Here is an 18,686-nt window from a genome sequence, read left to right as displayed (position 1 = left end):
GCGCCGTGCGAGGTTGACCGGCCGCGGGGCGCGCCGTGCCCGGTTGGTCGTTCGGCGCGAGGTCGTTTCCTGGCACCGGCCGACCAACCTCGCACCGGTGCAGCACGCGGCGCGGTGCGGCGCGGCGCGCGGTGCTGACCCGGCAGACGCAGCCCTGCGCCAGACACACGAACGCCCCCGACCGGGCGGCCGAGGGCGTTCGTCAGGTCAGCGGGTGATCAGCGCGGACGACCAGCACGCACGCGCGTCGGGTCGATGCCCTTCGGGATGGCGGACGCCGGGCTCTGGGTGAGCGAGTCGAGGCGGTTCGCGACCGCCAGGACCTCGTTGCGGTTGAGCGACTTCTTGTACTTGTTCATCGCACGGGGCAGCTTGTGCAGGGTCACCGCGTCGTCGCCGTCACCCACGTGCACCACGTGCACGGGGACGTTCGGCACGATCCGCTGGACCTTGCGGCGCTCTTCGTCGACCTGACGCGAGAGGTTGCCGAGCGAGCCCTCGGTGATGAGCACGACGCCCGGGGTGCCGACGGCACGGTACACAGCTGCCTGCGAACGCCCGTGGACGGCGACGGGCATCTCGCTCGAGCGCCACTGGCGACGGAGCGAGTTCGTCAGCACGGCACCCACGGCACCGGGTTGTCCTTCGATCTGCGAGTACGCGGCCCGCTCGGCCAGGCGACCGAGCACGATCAGGAACAGCAGCACACCGAGCAGCACACCGGCGACGATCCACAGGACGACAGCCAGCCAGTTCTGCCCGGGCAGCACGAGCGCGAGCACCACCCCGAGGACGACCGGGACGAGGAACGCGGCGGCGAACCACCAGATCGACGTCGGGTCGGCCCGACGGGTCATCTGGAAGACCTGGAACATCTGCTTGAGACGCCCCGGCTCCTTCGCCTTCGTGTCGGTTGTGCTCTTGCGTGCCATGCCGTCAAGGATACGGCCTGGTCGACCGATCGTGGACCGCAGGTGAACAGGCTGTGGGCGGACGGGGTTCTCCACAGGTCGCCGGCACGGCCAGGAGGCCCCGCTCGCCCCCGACAGGCTGGTCCGCATGGAGACGATCACGGTGGAACACTGGTGGACCGGCGCGGACACCGGTCCGTTCGCAGCCTGGGTCGCGGACCGCGCGGCGGCCGAGCCGACGCACTGCGTGCGTGTCGCCGCCGTCGGGCGTGACCCGGCGGGACGGCTCGTGGTCCGGGCGGAGTCGCTGCGGGGGACCCGACTGCCCGATGCACTCGACCGCATCGGGACCCCGACTGTGGGGGTGGCCGTCACGTTGACCGTGCCGCTGATCGAACTGGCGGCGCAGGCGCGGGCCGGTTCGATGCTGCTCGGCCACGCCCGTCCGGACGACGTCCTGGTCGACGACGCCGGGGTGACGGTGCTGGTCGACCACCCGCCGGACGCCGATGTCGACGCCGGGACGGACGCCGAGACCGACGTGCCGGACCGGCGCCACGTCTCCTCGGTCAGCCGGTCGACCCAGGTGCCCGGTGCGACCGCGCTGCTGTTCGCCGTCCGGTCGGTGTGGGAACGTGTCGACCCGCGCGAGCCCTGCCGACGGACGGTGGACCAGGCCGTGGCCGACGCACTCGACGGCGGCGTGCCGGACGTGCTGCGGTTGCTCGAGGTGGTTCGCGGCGGTGGTCCTCCGCGGCCGGTGCGATGGGAGCCGCCGCGGGACGACTTCGTCTTCGCTGGTCCTGCCGAGCCGGCGGAGGGTGACCTGACCGGCATCGTGCGTCGGCTCGTCGAACAGGGTGTCCCGGTCCCCGGCGGACTGCGCGTCTCCGCTCGACGGCTGCTGGTCGGTGGTGTCGTCGTGGTCGGGGTCGCTGCAGCCGGTGTGTTCGCCCTCGGGACACCGTGACGCGGCGCTCGGACGCCGACGGCCCCGGCTCCCACCAGGGAGAACCGGGGCCGTCGGACGGGCCGTGCTGGTCGGACCTGGGGTCAGTACCCCAGGTTCGGGGCGAAGTTGCCTTCTTCGAGGCGGTTCTTCACCGCGACCAGGTACCGCGAGGCGTCCGCACCGTCGATGATCCGGTGGTCGTACGACAGCGCCAGGTACACGAACGAACGGATCGCGATGGCCTCTTGGCCGTCGACCTTCACGACCGCGGGGCGCTTCGTGACGATGCCGGTGCCCAGGATCGCCGACTGCGGCAGGAACACGACGGGGGTGTCGAACAGCGCGCCACGCGAACCGGTGTTGGTCAGGGTGAACGTGCCGCCGGCGAGCTCGTCGGGCTTGAGCTGGTTGTTGCGCGTGCGCTCGGCCAGGTCGGCGATCGACTTCGAGAACTGCGCCAGGTCGAGCGACGCGGCGTCCTTGATCACCGGGGTGAGCAGACCGCGCTCGGTGTCGACGGCGATCGAGACGTTCTCGGTCTCCGGGTACACGATCTCCTCGCCCTCGACGGTCGAGTTGATCTTCGGGTGCGCCTTGAGCGCCTCGGACGCCGCCAGGGCGAAGAACGGCATGAAGGACAGCTTCGAACCGGTCTTCTCGAGGAACTCGGCCTTGTGCGCGTCGCGGAACTGCGCGACCTTCGTCACGTCGACCTCGACCACGCTGGTGAGCTGCGCGGTCGACGTCATCGACTGCACGGCACGCTCGGCGACGACCTTGCGCAGACGCGTCATCTTCTCGCGGGTGCCACGGAGCGGCGAGACCTCGGCGACGAACGGGCCGGACGCGGCCGGAGCCGAGCCGCCCTGGGCCGAGGCGCCTGCTGCCGGAGCGGCGGGGACGGCGGCGAGCACGTCCTCCTTCCGGATGCGGCCACCGACACCGGTGCCGGTCACGGTGGACAGGTCCACGCCCTGCTCGTTGGCGAGCTTGCGCACCAGCGGGGTGACGTAGCCCGATGCGGCACCGGTCTGCGCCGGGTTCGGCACGGCGGCCGAAGCTGCCGGAGCACTCGACGCCGCGGCGGCCGGAGCCGGAACCGCTGCCGGGGGCGCCGGAGCTGCCGCGGGCGGCGGCACCGGAGCGGCCTGGGGGACCGGCGACGCCGCGGGCGGCGCCGACGGGGCGGCCGGAGCCGCGGGCTGGGTCTGGCCCGCCGGGGTGGGCTCGGGCTGGGCGGGCTGCGGAGCCGGGGTCTCGGTGTCCTGCTCGGTGCTCGGAGCTGCTTCGGGCTCGGCGTCGGCAGCGGCCTCGTTCGACGAGTCGTCCTGCGCGGCGTCGGATCCCGCGTCGGAACCGGAGTCGGACGACCCGCTGCCGTCGCCGATCTTCACCAGGGGCGTCCCGACCTCGACGGTCTCGTCCTCGCCCACCAGGATCTCTTCGACGACGCCGGCGATCGGCGACGGGATCTCGGTGTCGACCTTGTCGGTCGAGACCTCGAGCAGCGGCTCGTCGACCTCGACCCGGTCACCGACGTTCTTCAGCCATCGGGTCACCGTGCCCTCGGTGACGCTCTCGCCGAGCGCCGGGAGGTTGACGGATTCGCTCATCGGGTGGACTCCTTGTCGCAGGGGTGGTTCGTGGTGGTGGATGTCATGGTGCGCGCTGCCGTGCTCACAGTGCATGCAGCGGCTTGCCCGCCAGGTGCAGGAACGCCTCGCCGAGGGCCTCGCTCTGCGTGGGGTGCGCGTGCACGAGGGGGGCGACGTCCTCGGGGTGGGCTTCCCAGTTCACGGCGAGCTGGGCTTCACCGATGAGCTCGCCGACGCGGGCGCCGATCATGCTGACGCCGACGACGGGGCCGTCGATGACCCGCACGACCTTCACCGCGCCGGACGTGCCGATGATGTGGCTCTTGCCGTTGCCGGCCAGGTTGTACTCGTACATGTCGATCTTGTCGGCACCGTACTGCTCTTCGGCCTTGGCCTGCGAGAGCCCGACCGAAGCGACCTCGGGGTCGGAGTAGGTGACCTTGGGGATGTTCTTGTCCTCGATGATGACCGGGTTGAGCCCGGCGATCTCCTCGGCGACGAAGATGCCCTGCTGGAAGCCGCGGTGTGCGAGCTGCAGGCCGGGGACGATGTCGCCGACGGCGTAGACGTTCGGCACGTTCGTGGCCAGGCGCTCGTTCGTGGTGACGTAGCCGCGGTCCATCGCCACTCCGACCTCGTCGTAGCCGACGTTCTGCGTGACCGGGCCACGACCGACGGCCACGAGCAGGACGTCACCGTCGAAGGTCTTGCCGTCCTCGAGCGTCACGACGACGCCGTTCTCGTGCTGTTCGACGCCCTGGAACCGCACGCCGAGCGAGAACTCGATGCCGCGCTTGCGGAACGCGCGCTCGAGCTGCTTGGACATGGACTCGTCCTCGGCGGGGATCAGGTGCGGGAGCGCCTCGACGATGGTGACCTCGGCGCCGAACGACTTCCAGACGCTGGCGAACTCGACGCCGATCACGCCGCCGCCCAGGATGACGACCTTGTTCGGGACGTAGTCCATCTTGAGCGCGGTCTCGGAGCTGATCACGCGGCCGCCGAGCTCGAGGCCCGGCAGGGACTTCGAGTAGGAACCGGTGGCCAGCACGACGTTCTTGCCGGTGACGGTCTGGTCGCCGACCTGCACGGTGCTCTGCGAGGTCAGGCGTCCCCAGCCCTCGACCACGGTGATGCCGCGGGCCTTGATCAGGCCCTGCAGGCCCTTGTACTTGGAGTTGATGACGCCCTGCTGGTACTCGATGACCTTCGGGACCTCGACGCCGGCGAACTCCGCGATCACGCCGTACTTCTCGGCGTCGCGCGTGGCGTCGGCGACCTCGGCCGAGTGCAGCAGTGCCTTGGTCGGGATGCAGCCGCGGTGCAGGCACGTCCCCCCGAGCTTGTCGCCCTCGATGAGCGCAACGCTCATCCCGAGCTCGGCCGCCCGCAGCGCTGCGGCGTACCCGCCGCTACCGCCACCGAGGACCACGACGTCGTAAGTCTGTTCCGTCACCTGGTGCTACTCCCTCGTGCGTGTCGGGGCCGGATCCGTTGTGGTGGACACTGGCCCGCACTCGGACACCACCGATGCGGCATCCGTCGGTCGGACCGCATGGTTCCGGTCCCGTCCCGTTCGTTCCGGCGGGTGGCGCTGGAGCGGCCGCCCCGCCGGAACCCAACCTACTACTTGGACTGGAGCTCTTCTGCGAGCGAGATGAGTGTGCGGACCATGACCCCGGTCGCGCCCTTGCCGAGCCACCCGTAGCCACCGCCCTTGTTCTCCGACGGACCCGCGATGTCCAGGTGCGCCCAGGGGACGTCGCCCTCGATGAAGCGCTCGAGGAACTTGCCCGCCAGCAGCATCCCGCCGGCCGGGTTGCCGACGGTTGCGTTCACCATGTCGGCGACCTCGCTGGCCAGCCGTGCATCGAGTTCCTCGGGCAGCGGCATCGGCCAGATCGGCTCGGCGACGCCCGACGCGACGGCACGGATCTGCGCAACGAGGTCGTCGGTGCCCATCAGCCCGGTGGTGCGGTCACCGAGCGCGACGACCTGTGCGCCGGTCAGCGTCGCGACGTCGACGACGGCGTCGGGCTGCTCGAGCGTGGCCGCGACCAGGCCGTCGCCCAGCACCAGTCGGCCTTCGGCGTCGGTGTTGGTGACCTCGACGGTCTTGCCGTTCTTGAGCGTGAGGACGTCGCCGGGGCGGGTCGCCGAGCCGGAGGGCATGTTCTCGGCCAGGCACAGCCACGCGGTGACCTTGACGTCGAGGCCCAGTCGGGCGGCGGCGACCGTGGTGGCGAGCACCGTGGCGGCGCCCGTCATGTCGGTCTTCATGCCGAGCATCCCCGCGGCGGGCTTCAGCGAGAGCCCGCCGGAGTCGAACGTGATGCCCTTGCCGACCAGGGCCAGGTGCTTCGTGGCGGACTCCGGCGCGTAGCGGACGACGACCAGCCGCGGGGGACGGACGGATCCGACGCCCACCCCGAGGATGCCGCCGAAGCCCTGCTCGGCCAGCGCGGTCTCGTCGAGCACCTCGACGGTGAGCGGCAGATCGGCGGCCAGGTCCGTCGCGACGGACGCGACGTCGGCCGGGCCGAGGTCGCCGGCGGCGGTGTTGACCAGGTCGCGGACCAATGCGGCGGCGTCCGCGACGACGGCCGGACGCACGGTCGCGTCGGCGGCGACCGAGGACGGTGCGAGCACCGTGACGGCCTGCGAGCCGCGTGCGGGCGTGGTCGTACCAGTGCCCTTGTGGCGCGTGAAGGCGTAGGCACCGAGTGCTGCGCCCTCGAGTGCGGCGTCGACGAGCTCGGCGGAGTCGGTCGGCAGGGCGAGCGCGATCGACGCGACCTGGGGGAGCTGCCGGACGGCGCTGCCGGCGGCGGAGCGCACGGCCGCGGCGTCGGTACCCGACCCCAGCCCGATCAGGGCGATGCTGCCCGCGGCGAGGTCGGTCGCCGGGATCCGGACGAGCTGGTCCTTGGCGCCGGTCGCACCGATCGCGGCCAGATCCAGCCCGTCGAGTGCGCCGAGGTCACCGGTGGCGGGCGTGGCGAGGGTCGCCGGAGCCCCGTCGGCACCGGGGCGGACGCCGACGACGAGCACGTCGGCCGAGATCGCGGAGGGGGAGGAACTGTCGGTGGAGAGCGTTGGTCGGACCATGTCCCCGACCCTACCCACGTCATGTTCGCTGTCGGCGTGGGTTGCGCAGCAGGTGTGGACGAACGCCCCGCCTAGCATGGGAACGGTGAACCACCCCGAGGACCTCTACACCTTCGACGCATCCGCCCCGACGGTGCCGGCCGGCCTCCACCTGGTCGCCGGGCTGACCGGGTTCGCGGACGCCGGATCTGCCGTGGCCCAGGTGACCACCGCCATCACCGAGCGCCTCGAGACCCGTCTGGTCGCCGAGTTCGACCCCGACGTGCTGCTCGACTGGCGGGCCCGTCGTCCGGTGATCACGTTCGACCACGACCACATCAGCGCGGTGGAGCCGCCCCGACTCGCCCTGCACCTGGTGCGCGACGAACTCGGGCAGCCGTTCCTGTTCCTGTCCGGCTACGAGCCGGACTTCCAGTGGAACCGCTTCGTCCGCGCGGTGACCGACCTGGCCGCCCAGCTGCAGGTCGTCGACACGACGTGGGTGCAGTCCATCCCGATGCCCGTGCCGCACACCCGTGCGATCAACATGACCGTCTCGGGCACCCGGGCCGACCTGATCGAGTCGATGAGCGTCTGGAAGCCGCAGACCCAGGCGCCGGCGAACGTCCTGCACCTGGTCGAGCACCGGCTCTCCGAACTCGACCAGCAGGTCACGGGGCTCGTGCTGCTCGTGCCGCACTACCTGTCCGACACCGAGTACCCGGACGCCGCGGTCGCCGCGCTGTCCGGCATCTCCGCCTCGACGGGGCTGATCTTCCCGACCGACGCCCTGCGCGAAGAGGGCCGTGACTTCCTGGCGCGGGTGGACGAGCAGGTGGCGGGCAACGGCGAGTTGCAGCGGCTGGTCGCCGCGCTCGAGGAACGGCACGACACCTACATGGAGGGCAACGCGGTCGCGTCGCCGCTCACGAACGTCGACGGCGAGGTGCCCACCGCCGACGCGATCGCCGCGGAGCTCGAGCGCTTCCTGGCGGACCGCCGCGTCGACGGTGACGCCACCGACGACTGAGACCGGCCGCCGCCGGACGCGACCGGTGTCGCGGACGCGCACCGTGCCTCCCGTGACGGACTGGAGGCCCTCCACAGGTCCGGCGCACGCCGCACGTCCTCCACAGGCCGCCGGGGCGGCGGTGCCGCGCCGCTAGCCTTGTCGGGTGAACTCCCGCCGTGCCTTCCTGGTCTGGGGCGTCGCGGTGCTGGCCTACGTGCTGGCGGTCGTGCAGCGCTCGTCGCTCGGTGTGTCCGGCGTCGACGCGCAGGACCGCTTCGCGGTGTCGGCGGCCGTGCTGTCCACGTTGGCGGTCGTGCAGATCGCCGTCTACGCGGGTCTGCAGATCCCGGTCGGCATCGCACTCGACCGCATCGGTCCACGGCGGCTGGTGCTGTTGGGTGCCCTGCTGCTGACGGTCGGGCAGGTCGTGGTGGCGGTGTCGCCGACGATCGGACCGGCCATCGCCGGGCGGGTCCTGGTCGGCGCCGGCGACGCGATGACCTTCATCTCGGTGATCCGCCTGCTGCCGATGTGGTTCAGCGGGCGGATCCTGCCGCAGATCTCGCAGTGGACGGGCAACCTCGGCCAGCTCGGACAGGTGGCATCGGCGTTCCCGTTCGCGGTGCTGCTGCACACCGCGGGCTGGACCGCGGCGTTCGGCGTCGCGGCCGCGGCCAGTGCGGTCGGTCTCGTGCTGGCGTTCGTGTTCGTCCGGAACGGCCCGGTGCCCGTCCGCACCGACACGATCCCGCTGCCGCTCCCGCACACCTGGTCCGGGGCGTTCCACACGTTCGGGCACGCGCTCCGTCGCCCGGGGACCCAGCTCGGCTTCTGGTCGCACTACGTCACGCAGTCCTCGGGCACGGTCTTCAGCCTGCTCTGGGGCGTGCCGATGCTGCGCGGGCTCGGGTACTCCTCGACCGAGGCCGCCGGGTTCCTGACCGTGATCGTCGTCGTCGGGTTCATCGCCGGCCCGCTGCTCGGCATCCTGTGCGCACGGTTCCCCCTCCGCCGGTCCAACCTGGTGCTCGGCGTGGTGGTGTTGCTCGGCGCCGTCTGGACCGCGGTGTTGCTCTGGCCGGGCCACCCACCGACCTGGCTGCTGCTGTTGCTCGTCGTCGCGATGGGCATCGGCGGGCCGGGTTCGCTGATCGGCTTCGACTTCGCGCGGTCGTTCAACCCGATGGGCTCCCTGGGGTCGGCGAACGGCGTCGTCAACGTCGGGGGGTTCCTGGCCGCGTTCGTGATGATGTTCTGCATCGGCACCCTGCTCGACGCGGTGTCGCACGCCACGGGGCAGACCGTCTTCGCCTGGGCGAACTTCCGGATCGCCCTGACCGTGCAGTACGTGGTCGTCGGCTTCGGCGTGGCGATGCTGCTGCACGCGCGCCGGCGCACCCGTGCCCTCATGCACGCGCAGGACGGAATACGCGTGGCGCCGCTCTGGGTTGCACTCGTTGCACGCCTGCGGAAGCAGAGCGTGCAATAATGAAGCACGGACCCATCGGGTTCCCCGTCAGTGGTGCTCCTTCCAGAGCGCCGGTTTCGCCGGGGGACTTGACATGGGTCCTAGTGCTGCCCGGATGGATAGGACCAGTGACGCGGGGGAGACTGCGGCGCAGGCCCTGGGCAGCGAGGGAAGGCCACGAACCCGTCAACGTGGCATGACGAGAGAGGTGATCGCATGGCTGCCCGGAGCACGACGATCGATCCCACGAAGGACACCACCGACCAGGTGACCGAGGCGGACGCCACGGACACCGAGGGCACCGCCGCGCCGAAGAAGGCCGCGGTGAAGAAGGCCCCCGCCAAGAAGGCGGCACCGAAGAAGCCCGCCGCCAAGAAGCCGGCAGCCAAGAAGGCATCGGACGACGACACCGAGGAAGAGCCGGTCGAGCCCGTCGACGCCGACGCGACCGACGACGCCGACGACGACACCGAGGACAAGCCGCGCACCGCTGCGGTCGAGGCCGCCAACGCGGTCGCCGCCGGCGCGCTCGTCATCTCGCAGTCCGACGACGACGAGGCACCGGTCTACTCGACCACCATCACCGGTGCGACCGCCGACCCTGTCAAGGACTACCTGAAGCAGATCGGCAAGGTCGCCCTGCTCAACGCCGAGCAAGAGGTCGAGCTCGCGATGCGCATCGAGGCCGGCCTGTTCGCCGAGGACAAGCTGCAGCACTCCACGGGGCTCTCCAAGCCCGAAGAGCGCGAGCTGCGCTGGGTCGCGCGTGACGGTCAGCGTGCCAAGTCGCACCTGCTCGGCGCGAACCTGCGTCTGGTCGTGTCGCTCGCCAAGCGCTACACGGGCCGCGGCATGCAGTTCCTCGACCTGATCCAGGAAGGCAACCTGGGCCTGATCCGCGCCGTCGAGAAGTTCGACTACACCAAGGGCTTCAAGTTCTCGACCTACGCCACGTGGTGGATCCGTCAGGCCATCACCCGCGCCATGGCCGACCAGGCCCGCACCATCCGCATCCCGGTGCACATGGTCGAGGTCATCAACAAGCTCGCCCGTGTCCAGCGGCAGATGCTGCAGGACCTGGGCCGCGAGCCCACCCCGGAAGAGCTCGCCCGCGAGCTCGACATGACCCCGGAGAAGGTCGTCGAGGTCCAGAAGTACGGCCGTGAGCCCATCTCGCTGCACACGCCCCTGGGCGAGGACGGTGACTCCGAGTTCGGTGACCTGATCGAGGACACCGAAGCCGTGGTGCCGGCCGACGCGGTGGGCTTCACGATGCTGCAGAAGCAGCTCGAGAGCCTGCTCGACTCCCTGTCCGAGCGCGAGGCCGGCGTCATCCGGATGCGCTTCGGCCTGGGTGACGGTCAGCCGAAGACGCTGGACCAGATCGGTGACACGTTCGGCGTGACGCGTGAGCGCATCCGTCAGATCGAGTCCAAGACGATGGCGAAGCTCCGCCACCCGTCGCGGTCGCAGTCCCTGCGCGACTACCTCGAGTAGGCCGCACGTGCGTTTCTTCATCCCGATCCTGATCGGGCGGATCCTCCGCGCCCTCGCTCGCGCCCGGGGCGGAGGGTCCGCGTACCCGGGCTTCATCGTGCTGAAGCTCGTGCCGGACTTCCTGCAGCGCGTCACCCGGCAGTTCCCGAACGGCGTGGTCTTCGTCCTCGGCTCGAACGGCAAGTCGACGACGACGCACATGATCTCGGACGTCATGCGTGCGCACGGCCTCCGGGTGTTCACGAACCCGTCGGGTGCGAACCTGCCGCAGGGCATCGCCTCGGCGTTGCTGTCCGAGGTGTCGCTGACCGGCAAGCTCAAGGCGGACATCGGCATCCTCGAGGTCGACGAGGCCTTCGCGGTCGAGCTCGCCGGCATCCTGTCGCCCTCGACGGTCACGATGCTCAACGTGCAGGTCGACCAGCTCTACCGGTTCTTCGAGACCGAGCGCGTCGCGACGATGATGCTCGACACCGCGGCACTGTCGTCGGCGAACGTCGTCACGAACCACGACGACCAGTTCCTCGACGCCTACGCCGGGGTCGCCGGGCAGCGCGTGCTCCGCTTCGGCGCGAGTGCCGAGGTGGTCGCTGCCAGCCCGAACGGCCTGCAGAACGCCGACGACTTCGACCGCGCCGACGCCACGTCGACGGCGATCGACGCCGAGGTCACCGAGCACACCGGCGACGCGGCCACCATCGTGTTCGACGGCGCGACGATCCCGGTGCGCCTGCCGGCACGCGGCCTGCACTACGCGGTCGACGCCGCGGCGGCCACCGCCACGGCCAGCGCCGCACTCGGCTCGCAGTTCCGCGCGTCCGCCGTCACGACGGCCTTCGCCACCATGAAGCCGGCCTACGGTCGCGGCGAACGTCTGCCGATCGCCGGTGAGGCGGCCGAGTTCACGATGTTCAAGAACGCCGCCAGCCTGCAGCTCAACCTCGATGCCCTGCCCGAGCACCCCGAGCAGGTGCTCATGGCCATCGACGAGGGCACGCCGGACATCTCGTGGATCTACGACATCGACTTCTCCAAGCTCGACCACGTCGATGTCGTGTCCGGGGACAAGGCGTGGCAGATCGCGATCGCCCTCGACCACGCCGGTGTCCGCATCGGGCGCGTCGAACCCGACGTCGAGGCCGCGATCACGCACATGCAGCAGCTCGGGTCGACGACCTCCGGCACCAAGAACTTCATCGTCAACTACGAGATCATGATGATCGCCCGGAAGGCCCTCGGCCACCCGGACCTGGAGAAGACCGCATGACGGCCGATCGCCTGACCATCCTGCACGTCTACCCGCGCCAGATGGGGGTGTCGGGTGACCGCGGCAACGTCGTGGCCCTGACCCGTCGCGCCGCGGCCGCCGACGTGCCGACCGAGGTCGTCGAGTACGCCGCGGGCGACCCGCTGCCGACGACTGCCGACATCGTCGTGATCGGCAACGGGCCGCTCAGCGCGATGCGTTCCCTGGGTGCCGACGTCGCACGTGTCGGCGCTCCGCTGCGCGAGTTCGCCGCCGCGGGCGTGCCCGTCGTGGCGGTCGGCGGCGGGTTCGACCTGGCGACGAAGCAGGTCGTGCCGACGGACGGCGCTCCGGTCGACGGCTTCGGCGTGTTCGATGCCCGGGCAGTGCGTGGTGCCGAGCGTCGCGTGAACTACTTCGTGCTCGAGACCCGGTACCCGCTGCTGCCGGGCGCGTCGAATCGTCTCGCAGCGTTCGAGGACCACGCGACGAAGATCGAGCTCGGCGACGCCGTCACCCCGTTCGCCGACGTCGTGTCGGGTGGTGGCAACCAGGCCGGGCAGCCGGTCGAGGGCGCGATCACGGGGACCTCGTTCGGCACGCACGCGCAGGGTCCGCTGCTGCCGCTGAACCCGGCCCTGACGGACGCCGTCCTCGCTGCGGCGACCGCACGGCTCGGCCGCGCCTACGAGCCGGACCCCGCGCGCACCGCCGACATCGACCGCTACGCCCACGAAGCGCGCGCCACCGTGGACCGCTACGTCGACAAGGCGTTCAAGCGCATCACCTGACCCCCGCGGAGACGATGGCCGAGTGCGATCAGGTCCCGGCCATCGCCGTGTCGGTGGCCGGTGGCCGGTGGCGACATCTGGCAACCTGTCCGGTGACAAGCAAGATGTGACATGTTGGAAGCCCACCAAGGAGGTTTCCATGCATCACAACAAGCACGTCCTCGCCCTGGTCGGTGCGCTCGTCGTGTCCCTCGCCACTGCTGGATCTGTCGTCCAGACGACGCCCGCCGATGCCGCCACGACGCGGATCAGTGCGGCCTGCAGCTCGGTACCGACGACCACGACCGAGCACGACGGCGTCCCCGGCCCGATCTTCACCAAGCGCCTGCAGTGTCTCGGCAGCATGGCGGGCTACACGGGGCCGATCGACGGCGTGATGGGGCCGAACTCGTGGACAGGCGTCGCCCGCCAGCTGGCGACCGGTGGGTACTACCAGTCATCGGTTGCCTACGGATTCGAGAGCCCGGAAGTCATCGCTGCGCTGCAGCGATGGGCGGCCGCGCACGGACAGTACAGCGGTCCCATCGACGGAGTGTGGGGTCCGAACAGCTACCGCGGCGCGGCCTGGGCGCTGAACCGGGCGTTCTGACCGTCCGACACAGACAGGAGGCGCGGTGCCAGCTGGCACCGCGCCTCCTGTCTGTGTGCAGTCGGTTGCGACTACTTCGACTCGTGGAGTCGGCTGCTCTCGTCGTGCCACTCGATGGCGGTCGCCGCGAGCTTGTCCTTGAACTCGGCGCCGTGGTGGGCGCAGAAGAACAGTTCGCCGCTGGCCATGGTGGCGCGGATGTACGCCTGCGCTCCGCAGCTGTCGCAACGGTCGGCAGCGGTGAGCTGGTGGTTGCCGAGTTCGTCGATGGAGAGGTCCTGCACGGTCTGGGTCATTGCTGTGCTCCTCACGGATCGCAGGGGTGCGTGTCGGGCAACTCGCACTGCTGCGGGTTGGTTCGACCATTTCAACACGTGCTGCCTGAATGCGGCGCATTGTGGCGGGCCATTTCGCTGAGCGCGGATCGATCGTCCCCAGAGCGGGTGTCACGCGAGTGGCACCACGGGTTCGTCCGTGGTGCTCGGTAGGCTCGGCAGGTGAGCTCCGACTACTCCGCGCGCCATCTCTCCGTCCTCGAAGGACTCGAGGCTGTTCGGAAGCGCCCGGGCATGTACATCGGCTCGACGGACTCGCGCGGCCTGATGCACTGCCTGTGGGAGATCATCGACAACTCGGTCGACGAAGCCCTCGACGGCCACGGCGACGAGATCACGGTGCGGCTGTACCCGGACGGCTCCGTGCAGGTGACGGACACGGCACGTGGCATCCCGGTCGACGTCGAGCCGAAGACCGGACTGACCGGCGTCGAGGTCGTCTTCACGAAGCTGCACGCCGGCGGCAAGTTCGGCTCCGGGTCGTACGCGGCCTCGGGCGGGCTGCACGGCGTCGGTGCCTCGGTGGTGAACGCGCTGTCCGAGCGCCTCGACGTCGAGGTCGACCGCGGCGGCAAGACCTACGCGATGTCGTTCCACCGCGGCGAGCCGGGGGTCTTCGACGACTCGAAGGGGATCGGCCCCGACGCGCCGTTCGCCCCGTTCACCTCGGGCAGCGAGCTCCGCGTGGTCGGCAAGGTCAAGCGGGGTGTCACGGGTTCACGGATCCGGTACTGGGCGGACCGGCAGATCTTCACGAAGGACGCGGCCTTCAGCATGGCCGATCTGGTGAACCGTGCGCGGCAGACCGCGTTCCTGGTGCCCGGGCTCGGCCTGACCATCACGGACGAGCGTCCCGCCGCCATCGAAGCGGCGGCCGCACGTGCCGAGGCCACCGGCACCCAGGTGACTCCGGGTCCGGTCGTCGAGCGCTTCCGGTACGAGGGCGGCATCGGCGAGTTCGTCGAGCACCTGGCGCCGGACACCGCCCTCACCGACGTCTGGCGGGTCCAGGGCACCGGTAGCTTCACCGAGACCGTCCCGATGCTCGACGACAAGGGCCACATGGTCTCCACGGACGTCGAGCGCTCGTGCGAGGTCGACCTTGCGCTGCGGTGGGGCGGCGGCTACGAGACGGTGTTCCGCAGCTTCGTGAACATCATCGCGACGCCGAAGGGCGGCACGCACCAGGCCGGCTTCGAGAGCGGCGTGATGAAGGCCGTGCGCACCCAGGTCGAGGCGAACGCGCGCAAGCTCAAGGTCGGCCAGGACAAGCTCGACAAGGACGACGTGCTGGCGGGCATGACCGCCGTGCTGACGGTGCGCCTGCCCGAGCCGCAGTTCGAGGGCCAGACGAAGGAGATCCTGGGCACGCCGGCGGTCCGCAAGATCGTCGATCAGGTCGTGTCCAAGCGCCTCACCGAGATCCTGACGTCCACGCAGCGGACCGAGAAGGCCCAGTCGGCGGCGCTGCTCGAGAAGGTCGTCTCGGAGATGAAGTCGCGCATCTCGGCCCGCGCCCACAAGGAGACCCAGCGCCGCAAGAACGCGCTCGAGAACTCCTCGTTGCCGACGAAGCTCGCCGACTGCCGCTCGAACGACGTCGAGGGCACCGAACTGTTCATCGTCGAGGGCGACTCCGCGCTCGGCACCGCCAAGCTCGCCCGCAACAGCGAGTACCAGGCGCTGCTGCCGATCCGCGGCAAGATCCTCAACGTGCAGAAGGCGTCGGTGTCGGACATGCTCGGCAACGCGGAGTGCGCCTCGATCATCCAGGTCATCGGCGCCGGCTCCGGCCGTACGTTCGAACTCGACCAGGCCCGCTACGGCAAGGTCATCATCATGTCCGACGCTGACGTCGACGGTGCCCACATCCGCACGCTGCTGCTGACGCTGTTCTTCCGGTACATGCGGCCGATGATCGAGCAGGGGCGGGTGTTCGCCGCGGTGCCGCCGCTGCACCGCGTGGTCATCATCAACCGCGGCAAGCCGAACGACACCGTGTACACCTACTCCGAGCAAGAGCTGCAGACGCTGCTGAAGAAGCTCGCCAAGTCGGGCAAGAAGTACCAGGAGCCGATCCAGCGCTACAAGGGCCTGGGCGAGATGGACGCCGACCAGCTGGCCGAGACCACGATGGACCGTTCGCACCGCACGTTGCGCCGGGTGAACGTCAGCGATGCCGAGGGTGCGGCGAAGGTCTTCGAGCTGCTCATGGGCAACGACGTGGCCCCGCGCAAGGAGTTCATCCTGGCCGGCGAGGGCCTGGACCGCGACCGCATCGACGTCTGAGCGAGGGCGCGGGCGCTGGTGCTGACGCCGGCGCGGGCGCCGGCGCGTGTGCTGGCGCGTGTGCTTGCGCCGCGGTGCCCCTCCGGTGGTCACAACACCCCGTGCGCGTCCCGCCGACTGGTCGGAGATCGTCGCTGTGCGGGCGTCCGGTCGACAGGACGCGACCACTCGGCGGACGTGAGCGGGGTGTCCTGACCGGTCGCCGGGGCGGACAGGAGGCGCGGTGCGGGCCCGCACCGCGCCTCCCGTCCGGCGGGTGGTCGCGGATGCGAGCCGAGACTCGGCCCCGCGGACACTCTGCGGCCCGTGCGGCGCGAGTTCTGTCCGCCCAGCCGAGACTCGGCGTCGCGCCGCGCGCCGCGCGACGAGCGCGACGGGACCGCGTGCGCTACGCCTCGCCGCGCGTGCCGTCGAGCGCCGCGGCGCTGCCGCCGATCGACGTGACCTCGGCGTCGAGCGGGCTGCCCGACCCGTCGCGCTTCGACATCCAGTCCGGCAGGGTGCGCGCAGCGCCGTCGGCACCGACCGCGTGCGGCGGCGCGATGCCGGCCCAGCCCACGGTCAGGCCGTCTTCGCCCTTCAGGAAGGCGTGCGCGCGGACGCCCTGGGTGGCGCGACCCTTCGCGGGGAACTCGGAGAGCGCGGACACCTTGGCGCGCCCGGTCTCAGTGCCGGGCAACGCGGCCGACGACGTGGAGACCGTGGCGACGACGGCGTCCTCGGACGGGGTCACCGCGCCGAACCAGATCACCGCGGCACCGGACGCCAGTGCGACGCCGGCGACGCCACCGGCGGGGAGACCCTGTGGTCGGACGGCCGCGGCACCGAAGCGCAGCAGCTGGGCGTTCGAGGTGATGAACACCAGGTCGTCGGTCTCGGGGGACTGCGTGGCGCCGACCACCTGGTCGCCGGGCTTCAGGCCGATGGCGGGGAAGTCGGGCTTGTCGGGCCAGGCCCCGGGGACGACGCGCTTGACGACGCCCTGCCGGGTGCCGATCGCGAGCGAGTGCTCGGCCGCGACGGACAGGTCGACGATCGCGACCACCGCCTCGGTCCGGGGGATGCCGAGGTAGTCGTTGACGCGGACGCCGGCATCGAGCCGGACGGCCGCGGGCGGGACCGCCGGCACGTCGACGGGGGTGAACCGCACGATGCGCCCGGTGGCCGTCAGCGCACCGACCTGCCCGCGGACGGTGGACAGCACCGAGGACAGCACGGCGTCGTGCTTCGAGCGCTTGGGGACCCGCACGACGTCGAGCTCGGACGGAGCGACGTCGACACGGATGATGCGCCCCGTGGTCGACAGGAGCACGCGGCACGGGGCGTCGGCGACCTGCAGGTCCTCGGGGTCGACGACAGCTTTCTTGCCGCCGCGCACGGGGGCGTCGGCCTCGGTCAGCAGGGTGCGCCGCGGGGTCGCGAACTTGTCGGACACCTCGGTCAGTTCGAGCGCGACCTGGGCGCGGAGCCGGTCGTCGGACGCCAGCAGTTCCTCGAGTGCGGCGATCTCGGCGAGCAGCTGGTCACGCTCGCCCTCGAGCTCGAGCCGCGAGAACTTGGTCAGCCGACGCAGACGGAGTTCGAGGATGTACTCGGCCTGCACCTCGGACAGGTCGAAGACGTCCTGCAGGCGCGAGCGCGCGGCCTCGGAGTCGTCCGACGACCGGATGACCTCGATGACCTCGTCGATGTCCAGGATCGCGACGAGCAGCCCCTCGACCAGGTGCAGCCGCTCACGACGGCGGGCCAGTCGGTACTGCGAGCGGCGGGTGACCACCTGGATGCGGTGCTGCACGTACACGTCGAGCAGCTCGCGCAGTCCGAGGGTGCGGGGGGATCCACCGACCAGGGCGACGTTGTTGATGCCGAAGCCCTCTTCGAGCGGCGTGTGCTTGTACAGCTGCTCGAGCACCGCGGTCGGGTTGAACCCCGACTTGATGCCGATCACGAGCCGCAGCCCGTGCCGCCGGTCGGTCAGGTCGTTGACGTCGGAGATGCCGACGAGCTTCTTGGCCTGCACCCCGTCCTTGATCTTCTCGATCACGCGCTCGGGACCGACCAGGTACGGCAGCTCGGTGACGACGAGACCGGTCTTGCGCGGCGTCAGGGCTTCGACCGCGACCTTCGCCCGGGTGCGGAACGTGCCGCGCCCGGTGGCGTAGGCGTCGCGCACGCCGGACAGCCCGACGATGGTGCCGCCCGAGGGCAGGTCGGGGCCGGGCACGTACTCCATGAGCTCTTCGAGCGTGGCCTGCGGGTTGAGCAGCAGGTGCTTGGCGGCCTCGACCACCTCGCCCAGGTTGTGCGGCGCCATGTTCGTCGCCATGCCGACCGCGATGCCCGACGCGCCGTTGACCAGCAGGTTCGGGAACGCGGCGGGCAGCACGCCGGGCTGCATGATCTGGTTGTCGTAGTTCGGGACGAAGTCGACGACGTCCTCGCCCAGGCCCTCGGTCATCGCCATCGACGGTTCGGCCAGGCGGGCCTCGGTGTACCGGGCGGCGGCGGGTCCGTCGTCGAGCGAGCCGAAGTTGCCGTGGCCGTCGACCAGCGGCACGCGCATGGTGAACGGCTGGGCCATGCGCACCAGGGCGTCGTAGATGGCGCCGTCGCCGTGCGGGTGCAGCTTGCCCATCACCTCGCCGGTGACGCGCGCGCTCTTGACGTGGCCACGGTCGGGACGCAGGCCCATCTCGGCCATCTGGTACAGGATGCGGCGCTGCACGGGCTTCAGGCCGTCGCGGGCGTCGGGGAGCGCGCGCGAGTAGATGACGGAGTACGCGTACTCGAGGAACGAGCCCTGCATCTCCTCGGAGACGTCGACGTCCTCGATGCGCTCACCGTCGGGCAGGCCGACTGCGTCCGTGCGTGCCATGGCACCTTCCTGCAACCCCAGTGTGATCTGGGAGACTCA

At 70.7% G+C, this 18,686-nt stretch carries 14 protein-coding genes; 8 read left to right on the top strand and 6 right to left on the bottom strand.

Annotated features, from left to right (window positions below):
• Nucleotides 1-218: 218 nt before the first annotated feature.
• Nucleotides 219-932, bottom strand: coding sequence for a DUF4191 family protein (locus tag MT346_RS14840; RefSeq protein WP_243563869.1), 714 nt, complete (start codon nucleotides 930-932; stop codon nucleotides 219-221).
• Nucleotides 933-1,059: 127 nt separating this feature from the next.
• On the opposite strand from MT346_RS14840, the gene MT346_RS14835 reads away from it, so the two are divergent.
• Complete coding sequence (locus MT346_RS14835; RefSeq protein WP_243563868.1) at nucleotides 1,060-1,881, top strand: hypothetical protein; 822 nt, start codon at nucleotides 1,060-1,062, stop codon at nucleotides 1,879-1,881.
• Nucleotides 1,882-1,964: 83 nt separating this feature from the next.
• Here the strand turns inward: MT346_RS14835 and sucB are convergent, their stop codons facing one another.
• The 3 genes from sucB to MT346_RS14820 form a co-directional block, all read right to left on the bottom strand.
• Nucleotides 1,965-3,476: a 2-oxoglutarate dehydrogenase, E2 component, dihydrolipoamide succinyltransferase gene (gene sucB / locus MT346_RS14830; RefSeq protein ID WP_243563867.1), complete on the bottom strand. Its 1,512-nt coding sequence runs from the start codon at nucleotides 3,474-3,476 to the stop codon at nucleotides 1,965-1,967.
• A 64-nt stretch (nucleotides 3,477-3,540) separates the two neighbouring features.
• Complete coding sequence (gene lpdA / locus MT346_RS14825; RefSeq protein WP_243563866.1) at nucleotides 3,541-4,914, bottom strand: dihydrolipoyl dehydrogenase; 1,374 nt, start codon at nucleotides 4,912-4,914, stop codon at nucleotides 3,541-3,543.
• A 170-nt stretch (nucleotides 4,915-5,084) separates the two neighbouring features.
• The gene (locus tag MT346_RS14820) at nucleotides 5,085-6,566 is read right to left on the bottom strand and encodes a leucyl aminopeptidase (RefSeq protein WP_243563865.1); all 1,482 of its coding nucleotides are present in this window, start codon (nucleotides 6,564-6,566) and stop codon (nucleotides 5,085-5,087) included.
• 76 nt (nucleotides 6,567-6,642) lie between these two features.
• Here MT346_RS14820 and MT346_RS14815 point away from each other — a divergent pair, with 76 nt between their 5' ends.
• The 6 genes from MT346_RS14815 (at nucleotide 6,643) to MT346_RS14790 (ending at nucleotide 13,148) form a co-directional block, all read left to right on the top strand.
• Nucleotides 6,643-7,575 carry a proteasome assembly chaperone family protein gene (locus MT346_RS14815; RefSeq protein ID WP_243563864.1) on the top strand — a complete coding sequence of 311 codons (933 nt, stop codon included), beginning with the start codon at nucleotides 6,643-6,645 and terminating at the stop codon, nucleotides 7,573-7,575.
• A gap of 145 nt (nucleotides 7,576-7,720) precedes the next feature.
• Nucleotides 7,721-9,046: a nitrate/nitrite transporter gene (locus MT346_RS14810; RefSeq protein WP_243563863.1), complete on the top strand. Its 1,326-nt coding sequence runs from the start codon at nucleotides 7,721-7,723 to the stop codon at nucleotides 9,044-9,046.
• Between the two features lie 195 nt (nucleotides 9,047-9,241).
• Nucleotides 9,242-10,522, top strand: coding sequence for an RNA polymerase sigma factor (locus MT346_RS14805; protein ID WP_243563862.1), 1,281 nt, complete (start codon nucleotides 9,242-9,244; stop codon nucleotides 10,520-10,522).
• Nucleotides 10,523-10,529: 7 nt separating this feature from the next.
• Complete coding sequence (locus MT346_RS14800) at nucleotides 10,530-11,789, top strand: MurT ligase domain-containing protein (RefSeq protein WP_243563861.1); 1,260 nt, start codon at nucleotides 10,530-10,532, stop codon at nucleotides 11,787-11,789.
• Nucleotides 11,786-12,559, top strand: a complete 774-nt coding sequence (locus tag MT346_RS14795; RefSeq protein ID WP_243563860.1) for a type 1 glutamine amidotransferase — start codon at nucleotides 11,786-11,788, stop codon at nucleotides 12,557-12,559. The genes MT346_RS14800 and MT346_RS14795 overlap by 4 nt, the downstream gene beginning before the upstream one ends.
• A gap of 139 nt (nucleotides 12,560-12,698) precedes the next feature.
• The gene (locus MT346_RS14790) at nucleotides 12,699-13,148 is read left to right on the top strand and encodes a hypothetical protein (RefSeq protein WP_243563859.1); all 450 of its coding nucleotides are present in this window, start codon (nucleotides 12,699-12,701) and stop codon (nucleotides 13,146-13,148) included.
• 71 nt (nucleotides 13,149-13,219) lie between these two features.
• On the opposite strand, the gene MT346_RS14785 is transcribed toward MT346_RS14790, so the two are convergent.
• A complete protein-coding gene (locus tag MT346_RS14785) occupies nucleotides 13,220-13,444 on the bottom strand; it encodes a hypothetical protein (protein WP_071300931.1) in 225 nt (74 codons plus the stop codon).
• 201 nt (nucleotides 13,445-13,645) lie between these two features.
• On the opposite strand from MT346_RS14785, the gene MT346_RS14780 reads away from it, so the two are divergent.
• Nucleotides 13,646-15,772: a type IIA DNA topoisomerase subunit B gene (locus MT346_RS14780; RefSeq protein ID WP_243563858.1), complete on the top strand. Its 2,127-nt coding sequence runs from the start codon at nucleotides 13,646-13,648 to the stop codon at nucleotides 15,770-15,772.
• A 388-nt stretch (nucleotides 15,773-16,160) separates the two neighbouring features.
• Here MT346_RS14780 and MT346_RS14775 read toward each other — a convergent pair whose 3' ends face one another.
• A complete protein-coding gene (locus tag MT346_RS14775) occupies nucleotides 16,161-18,647 on the bottom strand; it encodes a DNA topoisomerase (ATP-hydrolyzing) subunit A (protein ID WP_243563857.1) in 2,487 nt (828 codons plus the stop codon).
• Nucleotides 18,648-18,686 lie beyond the last annotated feature (39 nt).

Origin of the sequence: Curtobacterium sp. VKM Ac-2922, from assembly GCF_022815645.1 — a bacterium.
Taxonomy (GTDB): Bacteria; Actinomycetota; Actinomycetes; order Actinomycetales; family Microbacteriaceae; genus Curtobacterium.
This window is presented reverse-complemented; position numbering and strand designations above follow the sequence as displayed.

What these genes read in the sequence shown, in the direction of transcription:
- MT346_RS14835 (WP_243563868.1), top strand. Translation starts at nt 1,060, where the DNA reads ATGGAGACGATCACGGTGGAACACTGGTGGACCGGCGCGGACACCGGT.
- MT346_RS14820 (WP_243563865.1), bottom strand. Translation starts at nt 6,566, where the DNA reads ATGGTCCGACCAACGCTCTCCACCGACAGTTCCTCCCCCTCCGCGATC.
- sucB (WP_243563867.1), bottom strand. Translation starts at nt 3,476, where the DNA reads ATGAGCGAATCCGTCAACCTCCCGGCGCTCGGCGAGAGCGTCACCGAG.
- MT346_RS14840 (WP_243563869.1), bottom strand. Translation starts at nt 932, where the DNA reads ATGGCACGCAAGAGCACAACCGACACGAAGGCGAAGGAGCCGGGGCGT.
- MT346_RS14795 (WP_243563860.1), top strand. Translation starts at nt 11,786, where the DNA reads ATGACGGCCGATCGCCTGACCATCCTGCACGTCTACCCGCGCCAGATG.
- MT346_RS14805 (WP_243563862.1), top strand. Translation starts at nt 9,242, where the DNA reads ATGGCTGCCCGGAGCACGACGATCGATCCCACGAAGGACACCACCGAC.
- MT346_RS14790 (WP_243563859.1), top strand. Translation starts at nt 12,699, where the DNA reads ATGCATCACAACAAGCACGTCCTCGCCCTGGTCGGTGCGCTCGTCGTG.
- MT346_RS14815 (WP_243563864.1), top strand. Translation starts at nt 6,643, where the DNA reads ATGGGAACGGTGAACCACCCCGAGGACCTCTACACCTTCGACGCATCC.
- MT346_RS14775 (WP_243563857.1), bottom strand. Translation starts at nt 18,647, where the DNA reads ATGGCACGCACGGACGCAGTCGGCCTGCCCGACGGTGAGCGCATCGAG.
- MT346_RS14785 (WP_071300931.1), bottom strand. Translation starts at nt 13,444, where the DNA reads ATGACCCAGACCGTGCAGGACCTCTCCATCGACGAACTCGGCAACCAC.